Here is a 16,648-nt window from a genome sequence, read left to right as displayed (position 1 = left end):
CTCCGTCGTCAACGGCGGGTTGTCGTCAGCGTCGCACTCGTCCACCTCTTGGGCCATTGTCACCCGATCCGCCGTGTGGTGGTGCCTCTTATCCCATCAATCCGGCCGGTCGAGCACATCGCCCGGCGGGATCAACTCGGCGTACACCTCAGGGATGAGGTCCCTGACAACGGCTCAGGGCGCGGTCCGGCCCCCCGCGTCCGAACGGGAGCGGGCACGGGTCAGCCCGCGCGGTGCACCACCGCGTCGCAGAGCCCCTCCAGGGCCCGCTTGGCGGCGCAGTCCGGCAGCGGCGCCAGCAGCGCCCGCGCCTCGTCCGCGTACCGGACGGTGTCCCGGCGGGCCTGCTGCAGCGCGGGGTGGGCGCGCATCAGGGCGAGCGCCTCGGCGTGCCGCAGGTCGTCCGTCAGATCCCCGTCGAGCAGCTCGCACAGCCGGCGGTCGTCGGCCGGCGCAAAACCGTCGGCCTTGGCCACGGCCGCACGCAGATGCAGCACCGGCAGGGTCGCCACGCCCTCGCGCAGGTCCGTGCCCGGGGTCTTGCCGGACTCGTGCGTGTCGCTGGCGATGTCCAGAACGTCGTCGGCGAGCTGGAAGGCGGTGCCGACCCGCTCCCCGTACTGGGTGAGGATGTCGACCACCGCCTCGCCCGCGCCCGACATCATCGCGCCGAAGCGGCACGAGACGGCGATCAGGGAGCTGGTCTTGCCGGCGATGACTTCCAGGTAGTGCTCGATGGGGTCACGCCCGTCACGCGGGCCGACGGTCTCCAGGATCTGTCCGGTGACCAGCCGCTCGAAGGCCTCGGCCTGGATGCGTACGGCCTCCGGCCCGAGGTCGGCCAGTATGTGCGAGGCCTTGGCGAACAGGAAGTCGCCGGTGAGTACGGCAACCGAGTTGTCCCAGCGGGCGTTGGCGCTCTGCACACCGCGCCGGACCGCCGCCTCGTCCATGACGTCGTCGTGGTAGAGCGTCGCCAGGTGGGTGAGCTCGACCACCACGGCCGCGGGCACGATCTTCGGCGCGTGCGGATCGCCGAACTGCGCGGCCAGCATCGCCAGCAGTGGCCGGAACCGCTTTCCACCGGCGTGCACCAAATGCCGCGCCGCCTCTGTGATGAAGGGCACATCGCTCTTGGTCGCCTCGAGGATGCCTTCCTCCACGGCCGACAGCCCGGCCCGGACGTCGGCCTCGAGTCCCTCGTCCATAACACTCAGCCCGAAGGGCCCGACGACGGTCGTCACCTGGGATTCTCCTGTCGCTGAGATCACTTCTGCGGCGTGTGGCATGGCGCAGCACTACACCGGCAGCGTAACCGGTCGCCTCTCGATCACTGCGAGGGCATGGCCCCCTCGGGCCACTACGGCCGGTTTTGCCCGCCTGTTCGGGCCGCCGGGCCCCCGGTCGCCGTTGTCGCGCCTTCCCCGGCAGGGCGTCCGCATGCGCACCGGCCAGGCACGGCACCGCTCCGGGCCATGCCGTTCGGGGCCACGGCGGGGGCCACGGCGGGGGCCACGGGGCCGCAGGGCGGCCCGAGTCCGGCGGCGACCACCCGGACGGCGGGTCCGGCGCCGGAGGGACGGGCACGGCGACCGGGCGGGCGCACTGGGCCACCCGGATGAGCCGCGGTTCCGCGCCTCCCCGCATCCGGTGAGGACCAGCGGGCAGCAGCGGACGCCTCGTTGCGGGCGGACGTGCGGGCGGACGTGCGGGCGGACGGCGGCGGGCCGGGTCAGGAGTCCTGACCCGGCCCGCCGTGTGAACGGAACAACTAGCGCCCGTACGCCGCCGTCACCGCCCGGGCCAGTCGTGGCGACGCCCACTCCGTGCCGCACACGAAGCGCAGCACCGGCCCGAAGGTGGCCGCCGCCGGCAGCCCCGTGAAGTACAGCCCCGGCACCGAGGAGGAGAAGTCGGCGCCCAGTCGCGGGGACCCGCCCGTGCGGGTCAGCGCGGCACGCAGCTCCGGTGCGAGGAAGTCCAGGGCGTCCAGGTCGACGCGGTAGCCGGTGGCGGCGATGACGTGGTCGGCGGCGAACTCGGCGGCCCGCCCGCCGGGCGCCGCCGTGGACAGCACGACCTTGCCCTCGCCGTCGAGACGGGCACTGCGCAGCGCGTGGCCCTCGCTGACCGTGACCTTCCCCTCGAAGCGCTCCCGCAGCCACCAGGCCCCCAGCGGCCCCAGGACGCGCCGCACGAGGTAGAGCCGCAGCGACGCGGGCAGCGGGCGGAAGTACTGGGCGTGGTACGAGAAGGCGTACAGCGACCAGGCCCGCCCGAAGGGCGACTCGGGCCGCAGCCGCGGCTGGCGGTCCGGCGGGTCGCCGAAGCCGACCGCTCGGCGGCCACGGGCCAGCAGGCGCACGGTCGCGCCGGCCTCCGCCAGCAGCGCGGCGCTCTCCAGAGCGGACTGGCCCGCGCCGACCACGGTCACCTCCCGCCCGGCGAACCGGCCCAGGTCGGTGTGCTGGGAGCTGTGCGAGACCGGCGCGGTGGCCGACGGCCCGTCCGGGGCCAGGCCGCGCAGCAGGTCGGGGGTGTGGGCGAAGCCGAGCAGACCGCTGGCGACGACCACGGCCCGCGCCTGGAACTGCTCACCGGAGTCCAGCTTGAGATCGAAGCCGCCGCCCCGCCGCCGGTCGACGGACACGACGCGCACCTGCTCCAGGTCCGGCACGAGCTGCTGCTGGAACCACTGTCCGTAGCGGACGAAGGTCTCCGAGGGGATCAGGTCCCAGTCGGTGACCAGCGGCCGCTCCCCCATCTCCCGGCAGAAGTCCGGCAGCGTGTACCCCTTCCGGCCGGTGGAGATGTTGGAGGCGGGCGGGGTGGACTTCAGGACCATGCCGGCCGGCATGTTCTCCCGCCAGCTGACCATCGGATCACCGAAGGTGCGGACGGGCACACCGCGTTCACGCAGGTGGGCGGCGATGGACAGGCCGTACGGCCCGGCTCCGATCACGGCTACGGGCGTCGTCATGAGGGGTCCTTTCGCAACGCGGTTCGACGTCGTGACCGGTACATCTGGATCAGGTGCCGCGCGCCCGGGCGGACGAAGCGGGCGAGCATGGTGACGAAGGGCTTGAGGTCGTCGGCGGCCAGCCACGCCAGCTCGGTGCCGCTGGCGCGGGCGGGCGCGTGGGGCGTGGTGTAGCCGCTGCGTCGGTAGGCGAGCAGCGCGGGCAGGTCGATGTTCTCCACGACGAAGCGGCGGCCCTCCAGCTGGCCGGCGCGCGGGATCTCCCGGCCGGTGAGGTCCAGGTGCTGGGCCCGGACCACGTCGATCCCGGCCGCCGACTCGAAGAGCCGGAACTGGGCGCCCATCCGCGGGTTGAAGTCCAGCAGCTTGTAGCGCCCGTCGCGGCGGTCGTAGCGCCAGTCCAGGTCGGCGATTCCCTGGAAGCCGACGCTCTTGCAGAACTGCGCGGCCAGCTCCGCGAGTTCGGGGTTGGCCACGACGTACGCGCAGGCGGTCATCCCGGCGTGCGGTGGCCAGGAACGGACCTTGACCCCGGTGAACAGCACCGGCTCGGCCGCGCCCGCGCCGAAGTACGCGTGGACGATCCAGTCCTCGGCCTCCTCGCGCGGCAGGTACTCCTGGAGGATGACGCCGGGCCTCGGCCCCCAGCCGCGCGCCAGGTCCAGCAGTTCCCGCGGCCCGGCGATCCGGGTCGTGCCGGGTACGGCGGGTGCCCGCCGCCGCACGAAGGCCTCCCGGTTCTTGGCGACGACGGGGAAGCGGGCGGTGGCCGCGAACTTCTCCACGTCCTCGTAGGAGTCCGGGAAGGCCGCCTGCGGCGACGGCACGCCGTACTGGACGCACAGCTCGTGCAGCCCCTGTTTGCTCGCCAGGCGCCGTGACAGCCCCGGGTCCTCGGTGCGCGGGAACAGGAAGTGTTCCGCGAGTTCGTCGGCGTGCTCGGCGATGAGCACGGCCGCCTCCTCATCGGTCGGGATGAGCACCGTCGGGCGCCCGATCCGGCGCCCGATGCCGCGTAACCCCTCGACCAGTTGTTCCGCGGGCTCCAGTCCGGTGGTCGGCCAGACGAAACGGTCGCGCAGATACCGTGAGGCGGCGGCAGGCGTCCGCCGGTCCTCGGTGACGGCGTACATGGGGACGCCGAGCCTCCCCAGACTCCGGATCGCTCCCACCCCGCCATGGTGCAGCGGATAGTTACCGATTTTCACGATCAATCCGGGCACGGCAGGATCGATCGCGAACGCGGACCTCACCACGTAATCCCCCCAATGATCACGGTTTCATCGGCCCACCCCGACCGTGACCTGAAAGGAAGCTAAGCCCGAATTGACCGCGTCGGCAAGACTTTTCCGGACATTGCGAACTCTTTAGGCAATGCCGCAGGGGCCGTTGGCCGACGCTCCGTCGCAGGTCACAGCGGTGCGGTGGCGGCCGGCCCGGAGGGGCGCGCGGAGGCCGGGCACGCTCCGGGTGGCGTCCTGGGTCCCGCACACGACGACGCGCCCCGGAGCCAGCGGGGCTCCGGGGCGCGTCGGGGGCGGTACGGGGGGTCAGCGGATGAACGTGCCCGCCTGGTTGGCCAGATCCAGGAAGTACTGGGGCGCCACACCCAGCACCACGGTGACGGCGACGCCGATGGCGATCGCGGTCGACGTGAGCGGCGACGGCACGGCGACCGAGGGGCCGTCCGCCTTGGGCTCGCTGAAGAACATCAGCACGATGACGCGGATGTAGAAGAAGGCCGCGATCGCCGACGACAGGACACCCACGATCACCAGGGGCATCGCGCCGCCCTCCGCGGCGGCCTTGAAGACCGCGAACTTCCCCGCGAAGCCCGACGTGAGCGGGATGCCCGCGAAGGCCAGCAGGAAGACCGCGAAGACCGCGGCGACCAGCGGGGACCGCCGCCCCAGGCCTGCCCAGCGCGACAGGTGCGTGGCCTCGCCGCCCGCGTCGCGCACCAGCGTGACGACCGCGAAGGCGCCCAGCGTGACGAACGAGTAGGCCGCCAGGTAGAAGAGCACCGACGAGACGCCCTCCTTCGACGTCGAGATGACACCGGCCAGGATGAATCCCGCGTGGGCGATGGAGGAGTACGCCAGCAGGCGCTTCACGTCCGTCTGCGTGACGGCCACGATCGCGCCGACCAGCATGGTGAGGATCGCGACGCCCCACAGCACCGGCCGCCAGTCCCACCGCAGTTCGGGCAGCACGACGTACAGCAGGCGCAGCAGCGCGCCGAAGGCGGCGACCTTGGTGGCCGCGGCCATGAAGCCGGTGACCGGGGTCGGGGCGCCCTCGTAGACGTCCGGCGTCCACATGTGGAAGGGCACGGCGCCGACCTTGAACAGCAGGCCCATGCCGACGAGCGCGGAGCCGATCAGCAGCAGCGCGTCGTTGCCCGAGGAGCCGGCGAGCGCCGGGGTGAGCTTGGCGGTGCCGTCCACGACCGAGGCGATGCCGGAGTACGAGACGGTGCCCGCGTAGCCGTACAGCAGGGCGATGCCGAACAGCAGGAAGGCCGAGGAGAAGGCGCCCAGCAGGAAGTACTTGACCGCGGCCTCCTGCGACATCACGCGCCGGCGCCGCGCCAGGGCGCAGAGCAGGTACAGCGGCAGGGAGAAGACCTCCAGCGCCACGAAGAGCGTCAGCAGGTCGTTGGCGGCCGGGAAGACCAGCATGCCGCCGACCGCGAACAGCAGCAGCGGGAAGACCTCGGTGGTGGTGAAGCCCGCCCGGACGGCGTCCTTCTCCTGCTCGCTGCCGGGTACGGCGGAGCCCTGCGCGGCGAAGGAGTCCACGTGCCGGCCGTGCGCCTTGGGGTCGAGGCGGCGCTCGGCGAAGGTGAACACCCCGACCAGGCCCACCAGCAGGATGGTGCCCTGCAGGAAGAGCGCGGGGCCGTCGACGGCGACGGCGCCCATGGCGGCGATGTGCGCCTTCGTGGTCGCGTAGCCGCCCGCCGCGAGTGCCACGATCGCGGCGAAGGCGGCGGCCATGCCGAGGACGGCGAGCCCCACCTGGGCGGTGTAGCGCGCCCGGCGCGGCAGGAAGGCCTCGACGAGGATGCCGAGGACGGCGGCACCGAAGACGATCAGCACCGGCGCCAGCTGGGCGTACTCGATCTTCGGCGCGGTGATCTTGTCGGCGGCGAGCGGGGCCGCCGTTGTCCACAGGCTGTGGACAGCACCTGTGCTGCTCACTTGGAGGCCTCCAGCGCCGGCTTGGGGTCGGTCTTGTGCACGTCGGACAGCGTCTGCTGGACCGCCGGGTTGACGATGTCGGTCACCGGCTTGGGGTAGACGCCCAGGAAGACCAGCAGCAGGATCAGCGGGGCCACCACGGCGACCTCGCGGACCTTGAGGTCGGGCATGCCCTCGACCTCGGCCTTCACCGGACCGGTCATCGTCCGCTGGTAGAGGACGAGGACGTACAGCGCGGCGAGCACGATGCCGACGGTGGCGATGATGCCGAGCGCCGGGTAGCGGCTGAACGTGCCGACCAGGACGAGGAACTCACTGACGAAGGGCGCGAGCCCCGGCAGTGACAGGGTGGCCAGACCGCCGATCAGGAAGCTGCCGGCCAGGACCGGGGCGACCTTCTGCACGCCGCCGTAGGCGGAGATGAGCCGGGAGCCGCGCCGGGAGATCAGGAAGCCCGCGACCAGCATCAACGCGGCCGTGGAGATGCCGTGGTTGACCATGTAGAGCGTCGACCCGCTCTGGCCCTGGGTCGTCATCGCGAAGATGCCGAGCACGATGAAACCGAAGTGCGAGATCGACGCGTAGGCGACCAGCCGTTTGATGTCCCGCTGGCCGATGGCGAGCAGGGCGCCGTAGATGATGCTGATCACCGCCAGCACCAGGATCACCGGCGTCGCCCACTTGCTGGCCTCCGGGAAGAGCTGGAGGCAGAAGCGGAGCATCGCGAAGGTGCCGACCTTGTCGACGACCGCGGTGATGAGCACGGCGACCGGCGCCGTGGACTCCCCCATCGCGTTGGGCAGCCAGGTGTGCAGCGGCCACAGCGGGGCCTTGACGGCGAAGGCGAAGAAGAAGCCGAGGAACAGGGCGCGTTCGGCGGTGGCGGACATGTCCAGCTTGCCCGCCGCCCGCGCGTTCAGGATCTCCTGGAGGGAGAAGGTGCCCTGACCGAGCTGGTCGGCGGTGACCGCGTACAGCCCGATGACGGCGGCCAGCATGATCAGTCCGCCGACCAGGTTGTAGAGCAGGAACTTCACGGCCGCGTACGAGCGCTGACGGGCCGCCTCCTCCTCGCCGTGCTCGTGGGCACGGTCCCCGAAGCCTCCGATGAGGAAGTACATCGGGATGAGCATGGCCTCGAAGAAGATGTAGAAGAGGAAGACGTCGGTGGCCTCGAAGGAGATGATCACCATCGCCTCGACCAGCAGGATCAGCGCGAAGAAGCCCTGCGTCGGCCGCCAGCGGCGGTTGGGGTTCTTCTCCTCCAGCGGGTCCGCGTCGTGCCAGCCGGCCGCGATGACGAAGGGGATGAGCAGCGCGGTGAGCCCGATGAGCGCGACCGCGATGCCGTCGACGCCCAGCTCGTAGCGGACGCCGAAGCTGGCGATCCAGGGGTGCGACTCGGTCAGCTGGTAGCGCGCGCCGCCCGGCTCGAAGCGGGCGACCACGAGCGCGGCGAGCACGAACGTGGCCAGGGACACGCCCAGCGCGAGCCATTTCGCGGTCCCTCGCCGGGCCGCCGGGACGGCGGCCGTGGCGATCGCCCCGAGCGCCGGGAGCCCGGCGGTCACGGTGAGCAGGGGGAAGGACATCAGGCAACACCCCTCATGAGCGGGAGCCGCTGGGCGGCCGGGAGGACGGGTACGGCTGCCGTGCCGGGCCGGTGGAGCCGCATCACGCCACCCCCCGCATCAGCAGCGTCGCCGCCACCAGCACCGCGGTGCCGGCCAGCATCGACACGGCGTAGCTGCGTACGTAGCCGTTCTGGAGGCGCCGCATCCGGCCGGAGAGGCCGCCGACGGCGGCCGCGGTGCCGTTCACGACGCCGTCCACACCCTTGTGGTCCACGTAGACCAGGCCGCGGGTGAGGTACTCGCCGGGCAGCACCAGGGCGACGTGGTTGAAGTCGTCCTGGAGCAGGTCGCGCCGGGCGGCGCGGGTCAGCAGGTTGCCGCGCGGGGCGACGGCGGGGACCGGGCGGCGGCCGTACACGGCCCAGGCCAGGCCCACACCGAGGAGCATCACCACGAGGGTCGCGGCGGTGACGGCGCCGGCGCCGATCGGCGAGTGCCCCTCCTCGTGGCCGGTGACGGGTTCCAGCCACTTCACGAAGGACTCGTTGAAGCTGAACAGGAAGCCCGCGAAGACCGAGCCGAAGGCCAGGACGATCATGGGGATCGTCATCGACCGGGGCGACTCGTGCGGGTGCGGCTCGTGGCCCTCCGCGTCGGGCTGCCAGCGCTTCTCGCCGAAGAAGGTCATCAGCATCACGCGGGTCATGTAGAACGCGGTGATCGCCGCGCCCAGCAGGGCCGCGCCGCCGAGGATCCAGCCCTCGGTGCCGCCCTTGGCGAAGGCGGCCTCGATGATCTTGTCCTTGGAGAAGAAGCCGGACAGGCCGGGGAAGCCGATGATGGCCAGGTAGCCGAGCCCGAAGGTGACGAAGGTGATCGGCATGTACTTCCGCAGCGCGCCGTACTTGCGCATGTCCACCTCGTCGTTCATGCCGTGCATGACCGATCCGGCGCCGAGGAAGAGTCCGGCCTTGAAGAAGCCGTGGGTGACGAGGTGCATGATCGCGAAGACGTAGCCGATCGGGCCGAGGCCCGCGGCCATCACCATGTAGCCGATCTGCGACATCGTGGAGCCGGCCAGCGCCTTCTTGATGTCGTCCTTCGCGCAACCGACGATCGCACCGAAGAGCAGCGTGACCGCGCCGACCGTGACCACGGCCACCTGGGCGGTGGGCGCGGCGTTGAAGATCACGCCGGAGCGGGTGATCAGGTAGACGCCCGCGGTCACCATCGTCGCCGCGTGGATCAGGGCCGAGACCGGGGTCGGGCCCTCCATCGCGTCGCCGAGCCAGGACTGCAGCGGGACCTGGGCCGACTTGCCGCAGGCGGCGAGCAGCAGCATCAGGCCGATGCCGGTCAGGATCCCCTCGCCCGCCTTGTCCACCTGGCCGAAGAGCGGCTCGAAGGTGAAGGTGCCGAAGGTGGTGAACATCAGCATGATCGCGATGGACAGGCCGACGTCACCGACGCGGTTGACGATGAACGCCTTCTTGGCCGCCGTCGCCGCGCTGGGCTTGTGCTGCCAGAAGCCGATGAGCAGGTACGAGGCCAGGCCCACGCCCTCCCAGCCGACGTACAGCAGCAGGTAGTTGTCGGCGAGCACCAGCAGGAGCATCGCCGCGAGGAAGAGGTTGAGGTAGCCGAAGAAGCGGCGGCGCCGCTCGTCGTGCTCCATGTAGCCGATCGAGTAGATGTGGATCAGCGTGCCCACACCGGTGATCAGCAGGGCGAAGGTCATCGACAGCTGGTCGAGCTGGAAGGCGACGTCGGCATGGAAACCGCCGACCGAGATCCAGGTGAACGCGGTCGAGTGCAGCGCGCGCTGCTCCCCGCTGCGGCCGAGCATGTCGAAGAACAGCACCGCCGCGACGACGAAGGACGCGGCCGCGAGCACGGTGCCGATCCAGTGGCCCGTACGGTCCAGCCTCCGTCCGCCGGTGAGCAGCGCACCGGCGCCCAGCAGCGGCAGGAGGACGAGCCATCCGATCAAGTAGTCCACTGTCGCTACCCCTTAGAGCTTCATCAGGCTGGCGTCGTCGACCGAGGCCGAGTGGCGGGAGCGGAAGATCGTCACGATGATCGCGAGGCCCACGACCACTTCCGCGGCGGCGACGACCATCGTGAAGAAGGCGATGATCTGGCCGTCGAGGTTGCCGTGCATCCGGGAGAAGGTGACGAACGCCAGGTTGGAGGCGTTCAGCATCAGCTCGATGCACATGAAGACGATGATCGCGTTGCGCCGGATCAGCACCCCGGCCGCGCCGATGGTGAACAGCAGCGCCGCCAGGTACAGGTAGTTGACCGGGTTCACTTCGACGCCTCCTCAGTGCGCTGCTCCAGCTCGGCGACCTTGGCGACCGCCTCGGCGGAGACGTCGCGGTACTGGCCGCGCCCGCGCAGCGTCGGGCTGACGCTGAGCTCGGAGACCGTGCCGTCCGGCAGCAGGCCGGGGACGTCGACCGCGTTGTTGCGGGCGTAGACGCCCGGTGCGGGGAGCGGGGGGAGCTGCTTGCCCTCGCGCACCCGCCGCTCGGCCAGTTCGCGCTGGGTGGCGCGGGCCTCGGTGCGCTCGCGGTGGGTGAGGACCATCGCGCCGATGGCCGCGGTGATCAGCAGCGCGCCGGTGATCTCGAAGGCCCACACGTACTTGGTGAAGATCAGCGAGGCCAGTCCCTCGACGTTGCCGCCGGCGTTGGCCTGGCCGAGCCCGGTGAACTGCTTGAGCGAGGCATTGGCGATGCCCGCGATCAGCAGGACGCCGAAGCCGATCCCGGCCGCGGCGGCGAGCCAGCGCTGCCCCTTCAGCGTCTCCTTGAGCGAGTCGGCGGCGGTGATGCCGACCAGCATGACGACGAAGAGGAAGAGCATCATGATCGCGCCGGTGTAGACGACGATCTGCACGACGCCGAGGAAGTACGCGCCCTGGGCCAGATAGAAGACCGCCAGGACGATCATCGTCCCGGCGAGCGACAGTGCGCTGTGCACGGCCTTCTTCATCAGCACGGTCGCGAGTGCGCCCAGCACCGCGACGGTGCCCAGCACCCAGAACTGGACCGCCTCCCCGGTGGAGGTGGTGTACCCGGCCGCCAGCGTGGTCAGCCCGTTCATGCCTCGTCTCCCGTCCCGGCCGGAGCGGTGCCGCCGGTCGCGGGGACCCGCACGTCGCCCGTCCCGTCGCCCTCCGGCTCGTCCTGCACCGTCTCGTCGGGCTTCTCGCCCTTGGAGACCGCGACCTGCCGGACGGTGCCGGGGGCCGCGTGCGTGACCACGCCGCGGTAGTAGTCGCCCTCGTCGGTACCGGGGAAGATCGAGTGCGGGGCCTCGACCATGCCCTCGTCCAGGCCGGCGAGCAGCTGCTCCTTGGTGAAGATCAGCGACTCGCGGCTGCTGTCGGCGAGTTCGTACTCGTTGGTCATCGTCAGCGCCCGCGTCGGGCAGGCCTCGATGCACAGCCCGCACAGGATGCAGCGGGCGTAGTTGATCTGGTAGACGCGGCCGTAGCGCTCTCCCGGCGAGTAGCGCTCCTCGTCGGTGTTGTCGGCGCCCTCGACGTAGATCGCGTCGGCGGGGCAGGCCCAGGCGCACAGTTCGCAGCCGACGCACTTCTCCAGCCCGTCCGGGTGACGGTTGAGCTGGTGACGGCCGTGGAACCGCGGTGCGGTCGGCTTCTTCTCCTCGGGGTACTGCTCGGTCAGCCGCTTCTTGAACATGGCCTTGAAGGTCACGCCGAAGCCCGCGACCGGGCCCAGGAACTCAGGCATCGTCGGCCTCCTTGCCTACGAGTTGACGCTCCGCACGGGACGGCCGCCGCGGGACGTGCGGCAGCTCCTGGCCGGGCAGCGGCGGCACGGGGTACCCGCCCGCCATGGGGTCGAACGGCTCCGGCGGCCCCGCCTCGGCGGCCGCCTCCTTGTCCTTGTCGCCGCGGTCCCGCAGGACGTCGAAGGCGAGCGAGACCAGGAGCAGCAGGACGACGGCACCGCCGACGTAGAGCAGGATCGACTGGAAGCCGTAGTTCTCGTTCCGCAGTGCCCGGACGGTGGCGACGAGCATCAGCCACACCATCGAGACCGGGATGAGCACCTTCCAGCCCAGCTTCATCAGCTGGTCGTAGCGCACGCGGGGCAGCGTGCCGCGCAGCCAGATGAAGAGGAAGAGCAGCAGCTGGACCTTGACCACGAACCACAGCAGCGGCCACCAGCCGTGGTTGGCGCCCTCCCAGAAGGTGCTGATCGGCCACGGGGCCCGCCAGCCGCCCAGGAAGAGGGTGGTCGCGACCGCCGAGACGGTCACCATGTTCACGTACTCGGCGAGCATGAAGAGCGCGAACTTGATCGAGGAGTACTCGGTGTTGAAGCCGCCGACCAGGTCGCCCTCGGACTCCGGCATGTCGAAGGGGGCGCGGTTGGTCTCACCGACCATCGTGCCGATGTAGATGATGAAGGACACCGGCAGCAGCACGATGTACCAGCGGTCGTGCTGCTGGGCGACGATCTGCGAGGTCGACATCGAGCCGGAGTAGAGGAACACCGACGCGAAGGCGACGCCCATCGCGATCTCGTACGAGATCATCTGCGCGCAGGAGCGCAGGCCGCCGAGCAGCGGGTACGTCGAGCCGGACGACCAGCCGGCCAGCACGATGCCGTAGATGCCGACGGACGCGGTGGCCAGGATGAACAGGATGCCGATCGGCAGGTCGGTGAGCTGCATCGGCGTGCGGTGGCCGAAGATCGAGACCTCGTTGTCGGCCGGACCGAAGGGGATCACCGCGATCGCCATGAACGCCGGGATGGCCGCCACGATCGGGGCCAGCACGTAGACGACCGCGTCGGCCTTCTTGACGATCAGGTCTTCCTTGAGCATCAGCTTCACGCCGTCGGCGAGCGACTGGAGCATGCCCCAGGGCCCGTGCCGGTTGGGGCCGATGCGCAGCTGCATCCAGGCGACGACCTTGCGCTCCCACACGATGGAGAACAGCACGGTCAGCATCAGGAACGCGAAGCAGAAGACCGCCTTGATGGCGATCAGCCACCACGGGTCCCGCCCGAACATGGACAGGTCCTCGACGGACATCGTCATCACTGGGCCACCTCCTTCGTGGGCGCGGCCACCTTGACGACCTGGCCGGGCAGGGCACCGGTGTCCGAGACGAGGCCGCCGCCCACGGAGTTCAGCGGCAGCCACACGACGCGGTCGGGCATCTCGGTCACCATCAGCGGGAGCCGTACGGCACCGGCGGGGCCGGTGATCTCGGCCTCGGCACCGTCGATGAGGCCGATCTCCTCCGCCGTGGCCGCCGACAGGCGGGCGACCGCCGGGTGGCGGGTGCCGGCGAGGGCGTCGTCGCCCTGCTGGAGCAGGCCCTGGTCGAGCAGCAGCCGGTGACCGGCGAGGACGGCCTCGCCGACGCCCGGCTTGGGGATCGGGCGGCCGGTCTCGCGCGGCGCGGTGGCGCGCGGGCCGTCGAACGGGGCGAGCCGGGTGAGTTCGGCGCGCGCCGCCTTCACATCGGCGAGGCCGAGGGGGACGTCGAGCGCGTCGGCCAGCATCGTCAGCACCCGGGCGTCCGGGAACTGGTGGCGCTGGACCTGCTGGGCCGGCTTGATCGCGGTCTCGAAGAGCCGCACCCGGCCCTCCCAGTTGAGGAAGGTGCCGGCCTTCTCGGCGACCGCGGCCACCGGAAGGACGACGTCCGCCCGCGCCGTGACCTCGCTCGGCCGCTGCTCCAGGCTCACCACGAAGCCGACCGCGTCCAGGGCCTCACGGGCCTTGGCCGGGTCGGGCAGGTCGGCGACCTCCACGCCGCCCACGAGCAGCGCGCCGAGTTCGCCGGCCGCCGCCGCCTCGACGATCGCGGCGGTGTCGCGGCCGAAGCGGGACGGGAGCGTGGCCACGCCCCAGACCGCGGCGACCTCGTCGCGGGCGCGCGGGTCGAGCACCGGGCGGCCGCCGGGCAGCAGCCCCGGCAGGGCGCCCGCCTCGACCGCGCCGCGCTCACCGGCCCGGCGCGGGATCCACGCCAGGCGGGCGCCGCTGGCCTCGGCCAGCCGGAGCACCGCGGTCAGCGCGCCGGGCACGGCCGCCAGCCGCTCACCGACCAGGACCACCGCGCCCTCGGCACGCAGCGCCTCGTGCGCCGCGCGGCCGTTGGCCTCCAGGCCCACACCACCGGCGAGCGCGTCCAGCCACTCGGTCTCGGTGCCGGGCGCGGCGGGCAGCAGCGTGCCGCCGGCCTTGCCCAGTCCGCGGGTGGCGAACGGGGCCAGCGCGAAGGTGCGTTGCCCGTGTTTGCGCCAGGCCTTGCGCAGTCGCAGGAAGACGCCGGGCGCCTCCTCCTCGGCCTCCAGCCCGGCCAGCAGCACCGCCGGGGCCTTCTCCAGCAGGGTGTAGGTGACGCCGTCGCCCGACAGGTCCCGTCCGCGGCCCGCCACGGCGGCGGCCAGGAAGTCGGCCTCCTCCGCGGAGTGCGCGCGGGCCCGGAAGTCGACGTCATTGGTGTCCAGGACGACGCGGGCGAACTTGGCGTACGCGTACGCGTCCTCGACGGTCAGCCGGCCACCGGGCAGCACGCCGGTGCGGCCGCCGGCCGCGGCGAGCCCGCGGGCCGCCGCCTCCAGCGCCTCCGGCCAGCTCGCCGGCTCCAGCTCACCGCTGCCGGCGTTGCGCACCAGCGGCGTGGTGAGCCGCTCGGGCCGCTGCGCGTAGCGGAAACCGAACCGGCCCTTGTCGCAGATCCACTCCTCGTTGACCTCGGGGTCGTCCTGCGCGAGCCGCCGCATGACCTTGCCGCGCCGGTGGTCGGTGCGGGTGGCGCAGCCGCCCGCGCAGTGCTCGCACACGCTCGGCGAGGAGACCAGGTCGAAGGGGCGGGAGCGGAACCGGTAGGCCGCCGAGGTGAGCGCGCCGACCGGGCAGATCTGGATGGTGTTGCCGGAGAAGTACGACTGGAAGGGGTCGCCGTCCCCGATGCCGACCTGCTCCAGCGCGCCGCGCTCCAGCAGCTCGATCATCGGGTCGCCCGCCACCTGCTCGGAGAAGCGGGTGCAGCGCGCGCACAGCACGCACCGCTCGCGGTCCAGCAGGATCTGGGTGGAGATCGGCATCGGCTTGGCGTAGGTCCGCTTGCGTCCCGCGAAGCGGGTGTCGGCCTGGCCGGCGGACATCGCCTGGTTCTGCAGCGGGCACTCGCCGCCCTTGTCGCAGACGGGGCAGTCCAGCGGGTGGTTGATGAGCAGCAGCTCCATCACCCCGCGCTGGGCCTTCTCGGCGACGCCGGAGGTGAGCTGGGTCCGTACGACCATGCCGTCCGTGCAGGTGATCGTGCACGACGCCATGGGCTTGCGCTGGCCCTCGACCTCGACGATGCACTGCCGGCAGGCGCCGACCGGGTCCAGGAGCGGGTGGTCGCAGAAGCGCGGGATCTCGATCCCGATCAGTTCGGCGGCCCGGATCACCAGCGTGCCCTTGGGCACGGACAGTTCGATGCCGTCGATGGTGACGGACACCAGGTCCTCGGGCGGCACCGCTGCCTCTCCGGAAGCGGCGTTCGTGGTGACGGTCACGCGTTCACCTCCAGGTGAGACTTGTCGGCCCAGACCGTGGACTTGGACGGGTCGAAGGGGCAGCCGCGGCCCTCCAGGTGCTCCACGTACTCGTCGCGGAAGTACTTCAGGGAGGAGAAGATCGGGCTGGCCGCTCCGTCGCCGAGGGCGCAGAAGGACTTGCCGTTGATGTTGTCGGCGATGTCGGCGAGCTTGTCGAGATCGGCGAGCGTGCCCTTGCCTGCCTCGATGTCGCGCAGCAACTGGACGAGCCAGTACGTGCCCTCGCGGCAGGGGGTGCACTTGCCGCAGGACTCGTGGGCGTAGAACTCGGTCCAGCGGGTGACGGCGCGCACCACGCAGGTCGTCTCGTCGAAGCACTGCAGCGCCTTGGTGCCGAGCATCGATCCGGCGGCGCCGACGCCCTCGTAGTCCAGCGGGACGTCGAGGTGCTCGTCGGTGAACATCGGGGTGGAAGAGCCGCCCGGCGTCCAGAACTTGAGCTTGTGACCCGACCGCATGCCGCCGCTCAGCCCGAGCAGCTGACGCAGCGTCACCCCGAGCGGTGCCTCGTACTGGCCGGGGTTGGCGACATGGCCGCTCAGCGAGTACAGCGTGAAGCCCGGGGACTTCTCGCTGCCCATGGAGCGGAACCACTCCTTGCCCTTGGTGAGGATCGCGGGCACCGAGGCGATCGACTCGACGTTGTTGACCACCGTCGGGCACGCGTACAGGCCCTCGACCGCCGGGAAGGGCGGCCGCAGCCGGGGCTGACCGCGCCGGCCCTCCAGGGAGTCCAGGAGCGCCGTCTCCTCGCCGCAGATGTACGCGCCGGCGCCGGCGTGCACGGTCAGCTCCAGGTCGAAGCCGCTGCCCAGGATGTCCTTGCCGAGGAAGCCCGCCTCGTACGCCTCGGCGACCGCGTGGTGCAGCCGCCGCAGCACAGGGACGACCTCGCCGCGCAGGTAGATGAAGGCGTGCTGGGAGCGGATCGCGTGGCAGGCGATCACGATGCCCTCGATCAGCGAGTGCGGATTGGCGAACAGCAGGGGGATGTCCTTGCAGGTGCCCGGCTCCGACTCGTCGGCGTTGACGACGAGGTAGTGCGGCTTGCCGTCGCCCTGCGGGATGAACTGCCACTTCATCCCGGTCGGGAAGCCGGCGCCGCCGCGGCCGCGCAGACCCGAGTCCTTGACGAACGCGATCACGTCGTCCGGGGGCATGGCGAGCGCCTTGCGCAGGCCCTCGTACCCCTCGTGCCGGCGGTAGGTGCTGAGCGTCCAGGACTGCGGGTCGTCCCAGAAGGCCGACAGAACGGGTGCGAGCACCTTCTCCGCCGAATCAACCATC

The 16,648-nt window shown here is 71.3% G+C and carries 12 protein-coding genes; all 12 read right to left on the bottom strand.

Annotated features, from left to right (window positions below; translation table 11 throughout):
* Nucleotides 1–221: 221 nt before the first annotated feature.
* Complete coding sequence (locus ACFYXS_RS30870; protein ID WP_389254115.1) at nucleotides 222–1,208, bottom strand: polyprenyl synthetase family protein; 987 nt, start codon at nucleotides 1,206–1,208, stop codon at nucleotides 222–224.
* Nucleotides 1,209–1,771: 563 nt separating this feature from the next.
* Nucleotides 1,772–2,980, bottom strand: coding sequence for an NAD(P)-binding domain-containing protein (locus tag ACFYXS_RS30865; RefSeq protein WP_389254113.1), 1,209 nt, complete (start codon nucleotides 2,978–2,980; stop codon nucleotides 1,772–1,774).
* Complete coding sequence (locus tag ACFYXS_RS30860) at nucleotides 2,977–4,152, bottom strand: ATP-grasp domain-containing protein (RefSeq protein ID WP_389254111.1); 1,176 nt, start codon at nucleotides 4,150–4,152, stop codon at nucleotides 2,977–2,979. The genes ACFYXS_RS30865 and ACFYXS_RS30860 overlap by 4 nt, the downstream gene beginning before the upstream one ends.
* 378 nt (nucleotides 4,153–4,530) lie before the next feature.
* A complete protein-coding gene (gene nuoN / locus ACFYXS_RS30855; protein WP_389254109.1) occupies nucleotides 4,531–6,183 on the bottom strand; it encodes an NADH-quinone oxidoreductase subunit NuoN in 1,653 nt (550 codons plus the stop codon).
* Nucleotides 6,180–7,775, bottom strand: a complete 1,596-nt coding sequence (locus ACFYXS_RS30850) for an NADH-quinone oxidoreductase subunit M (protein ID WP_389254107.1) — start codon at nucleotides 7,773–7,775, stop codon at nucleotides 6,180–6,182. The genes nuoN and ACFYXS_RS30850 overlap by 4 nt, the downstream gene beginning before the upstream one ends.
* 82 nt (nucleotides 7,776–7,857) lie before the next feature.
* Entirely contained in the window at nucleotides 7,858–9,756 is a 1,899-nt protein-coding gene (gene nuoL / locus ACFYXS_RS30845) for an NADH-quinone oxidoreductase subunit L (RefSeq protein WP_389254105.1), read from the bottom strand.
* A 12-nt stretch (nucleotides 9,757–9,768) separates the two neighbouring features.
* Complete coding sequence (nuoK, locus tag ACFYXS_RS30840; protein ID WP_319658407.1) at nucleotides 9,769–10,068, bottom strand: NADH-quinone oxidoreductase subunit NuoK; 300 nt, start codon at nucleotides 10,066–10,068, stop codon at nucleotides 9,769–9,771.
* Complete coding sequence (locus ACFYXS_RS30835; RefSeq protein ID WP_389254103.1) at nucleotides 10,065–10,865, bottom strand: NADH-quinone oxidoreductase subunit J; 801 nt, start codon at nucleotides 10,863–10,865, stop codon at nucleotides 10,065–10,067. The genes nuoK and ACFYXS_RS30835 overlap by 4 nt, the downstream gene beginning before the upstream one ends.
* Nucleotides 10,862–11,518, bottom strand: coding sequence for an NADH-quinone oxidoreductase subunit NuoI (gene nuoI, locus ACFYXS_RS30830; protein WP_389254101.1), 657 nt, complete (start codon nucleotides 11,516–11,518; stop codon nucleotides 10,862–10,864). The genes ACFYXS_RS30835 and nuoI overlap by 4 nt, the downstream gene beginning before the upstream one ends.
* Nucleotides 11,511–12,836: an NADH-quinone oxidoreductase subunit NuoH gene (gene nuoH / locus ACFYXS_RS30825; RefSeq protein ID WP_389254099.1), complete on the bottom strand. Its 1,326-nt coding sequence runs from the start codon at nucleotides 12,834–12,836 to the stop codon at nucleotides 11,511–11,513. Before nuoH ends, nuoI begins: the two co-directional genes overlap by 8 nt.
* Nucleotides 12,836–15,319 (bottom strand): NADH-quinone oxidoreductase subunit G, encoded by a 2,484-nt coding sequence (locus ACFYXS_RS30820; protein WP_389254096.1) that lies wholly within the window; start codon nucleotides 15,317–15,319, stop codon nucleotides 12,836–12,838. Before ACFYXS_RS30820 ends, nuoH begins: the two co-directional genes overlap by 1 nt.
* Complete coding sequence (gene nuoF / locus ACFYXS_RS30815) at nucleotides 15,316–16,647, bottom strand: NADH-quinone oxidoreductase subunit NuoF (RefSeq protein WP_389254094.1); 1,332 nt, start codon at nucleotides 16,645–16,647, stop codon at nucleotides 15,316–15,318. The genes ACFYXS_RS30820 and nuoF overlap by 4 nt, the downstream gene beginning before the upstream one ends.
* Nucleotide 16,648 lies beyond the last annotated feature (1 nt).

Origin of the sequence: Streptomyces sp. NPDC002574, from assembly GCF_042889545.1 — a bacterium.
GTDB lineage: Bacteria > Actinomycetota > Actinomycetes > Streptomycetales > Streptomycetaceae > Actinacidiphila.
Note: the sequence above shows the minus strand (reverse complement) of the source record. Positions and strands in the feature narration are given on the sequence as shown.